A 3,252-nucleotide genomic window follows, 5' to 3' on the forward strand; every position below is an offset into this window, starting at 1 on the left:
TTTGTGAAATTTTTTCTAGTCCGCTTAGAGCGAGGAGCGGACCGTCAGTCTTTGTCTTTGCGGTAGGCTGTTTCAAGCTCATTGCTGACAGTGATATGTTGCCTCTGTACGATCACTTATGCCACAAAGAAGACGTTAGCTATTACTGCTAATTGACCTTGATGGATTAGATTTTGTATTGATAACCTATCCTTGTTTATTATGTGCCACTGGCTAATTTGTTAAATTTCTTTGGCTCGATAATATGTACGCCCTCTAACTGGGTAATATTGTGGCTTTATAGAATTAAATTTACCTTCAGAAAAAAACACATGGGCTACATTAGGAAATAAATTATAGTCAAGTGGACACAATGCATTAGGGTTATGATAAATAGTTATAGAGTCCTTCCAAAACTCCTCGTATTGTTCAGGAGTAACATTTTTTTCAAAATCAACATGTACTTGATTATTATCATATATTGCTTGTCCGACAAACCTAATATCTAAATCCTGGCGTCCAAATCCAGCCAAATATCCCATTCTTAAAAACTTACCAATCGTTGCTTGATTTGAATGTATTATTGCGCTGATATTTTCAGAGTTTGGTTGAGAGAAAAAATTTGATGGTATAACTTTTTCATTCCAACGATGCTCTTCAATGATCTCTACATTTTCACAAAGGCCACTCTCTGGTGTAAATGAATATGTTCTTCTAGCACCAAACAAATAAGATTCAAGTGCTTTCCTTGACCACATCATAGAGCCTTTTTGGTGAAAATCATGAATAGCAATTAGTAAGGGGTGTCCCGTGACGTGCTCTTTTTCCCAATATTTTTTATTCAACTTAGAATACAATGGGCTGCCATATTTTATTGGCATATAATCCAACAATAATCTGTCCATTTCTTCTGTAGTAGATGGCTCTATTTCATCTACAGAATGCTGACTAGGGTTTACCGTTACGGCTTCAATACAAAGTCGCTTTCCTGCTTTTTCAATTACATAATCAGGTGCATTAAACTCTCTATTAATCATGAAGTCCATTTCATGAAACAGTGCATATAAATATAGCTCCCATAATCTAGCGTTAAAACCTGTACTTTGGAATTGTTCAATATAATTCCCATCAGGATCTTCAAATGAGTAAGCTATTTCAGCTATTAATTCCTTTGCTGGGCTAAACAAATCCAATTTGGTCAATAACTTATAATCATCTGGCATAGGTTCTTTTTTTTCAATATAGTCGAAGATTAGGTTCTTCTTCCTAGTAATAACACCTTGTGGGAACTCTTCAGCCCCATCTTTAGAGTGCTTATTAATGTTTTCCAATAAGACTTTTCTAGCTTCAGTTATTGTTGGAATGCTCACTTTTGCATCTATACACCTAAAGACGCCTGCTTCATCCCTCCCTAGCACCATCGCTACATGATCATTATCTATGTTATCCAATAAAATAGTGCCTAATACAGCATTGTTGTCGTTTGAATACCATTCAACCTCATCCGACATGATTTTAACCAGAGGTACTCTTGCGTAACTAAGAGCTTCGAATCGAGCTTTCGATATTTTTCTCACATCTTCCCCTAAAGATTTAACGCCTCGTTAAGAGGCAAATAATATGTTGCTAATATAGCCTTAGCGCAGAGTGTTCATAACTTCTAAGGCGCTTTGTGCCCTATACAGAGATAGATATAACAGTCACTAGTTCAACCATTACGGACATTAGGAATTAGCTCCAATCCGCGCTATTTTGAATGACTGATATCCCTTATAAATTAGGGAAGTTAACTTAATAAGGGATTGTAAAGTATCTGAATACAATATTTACTATTTAAGTCCGTTTTATATTTATTTTACAGATGTTTTAAACCACTCTTCTGATATTTTGCAGTTTTCACTATCCGGTGCTGGTTTAGCTTCATGAATTTTTACATGTAATGGCATTGAAACACAATTTCCAAAAACTAAAGCTTCACCAGGTACTGATTGTTTTATTTTATTAACAAAATCTTCAGAGAAAAATGGCAATACGGCATAAACGTAGCGCATATCTACTTCATTTTGTATTCTATGAATAATGAAGTTAGCGCACTGTGATAAAACAGTTTCAGATAACTCTGATGGCCTTTGTGACGAAACCAATAGGTATAAGGAGTATTTTCGCCCCTCTCGTGCTATTTTCTCAAAAATGTTTTCTTTAAATACATATTTATAATCTTTCTTAATATAACGATGCGCCTCATCAAGAATTAAATGTATCGGGTTTTGCCTCCTTTCATTGTTCATATACTTCTTACGCTCTTCAAAAATCAAACGCGAAGTAACACTTGTTAATGTTTCTAATGAATCCGGAGATAACTCACTTGTATCAATAATTACCATTTGAGTTTGATGGGTATTGCTCTCATCAAAATCCCAAAAATCAGCTAAAAAAGACTTAACATCTGTTATTGAATCATCCGCACGATCACGCATAAAATCACAATTAGTATTCTCTAAAAAATAATCCAAGCGTGTAAGCATTGTAGACGTATATTCTCTCATACGTTTATTGCCACGAGAGTCTTCTTCTAGCAATGCTAGATTAGCCGAAACTCTTAAAAATTTATAATCGAAGTATTCACCATGTGGGAGTTTATCGCAGATAACAGCATCAACATTTTGATGATTTACCTTTGCATAAACCGTCTGAGTTCTACCCAAAAGTACGCCATCATTAGAGCCATAATTTATTCGACAGGCACCTTTCAGAGTTTCCAAGTCTGAACCTAATCCAGAACTAATAGCTATTGATGTTAGAGACGGATCTGAATGAATAATCATTTGCAAACTTGCAATAATACTTGAAGCAGTAGTGATATTTGTTGTATCCGAGTCACCTTGTCCAATTATATTTAAGATAATAGAACAAACTTTATGCCTTAAATAATCAACCGTTCTTGCAACTTCATTAGGATCATTAGAAAGCATCTTATAAAAGATATAAGCTTCTTGAAGAACTTTATCCCAAAAAGGTCTCTGAGTAGCTTCCGTTGCTAATAAAAAAGCACTCCACTCATCAATCGACATTAAAAAATGTGGCAAGAAGAATGGTGTGAAATTGTTGTCAGGTTTATTAATGTTGGGCTTATAAAGCTTTACTTTGATGCTACCATCGAATGAACCTTTAAAAGCATTTTGATACTCACCGTTTACGTCAAAGATTAATATCCTAGAACCAATAGCTGAGTTATTTTGTTTTTTATGAATTTCTTGAATAATATGAGCAATC

General features: G+C 34.7%; 2 protein-coding genes. Both read right to left on the reverse strand.

Features of this window, described 5'->3' with window-relative positions; translation table 11 throughout:
• Positions 1-221: 221 nt before the first annotated feature.
• A complete protein-coding gene (locus GQR46_RS17985) occupies positions 222-1,556 on the reverse strand; it encodes a hypothetical protein (RefSeq protein ID WP_010553666.1) in 1,335 nt (444 codons plus the stop codon).
• A gap of 273 nt (positions 1,557-1,829) precedes the next feature.
• Positions 1,830-3,252: ATP-binding protein (locus tag GQR46_RS17990; RefSeq protein ID WP_240922922.1), on the reverse strand; the 1,423-nt coding region annotated here is incomplete at its 5' end.

The sequence above is a fragment of the Pseudoalteromonas sp. Z1A6 genome (assembly GCF_011378745.1).
Taxonomy (GTDB): Bacteria; Pseudomonadota; Gammaproteobacteria; order Enterobacterales; family Alteromonadaceae; genus Pseudoalteromonas; species Pseudoalteromonas arctica.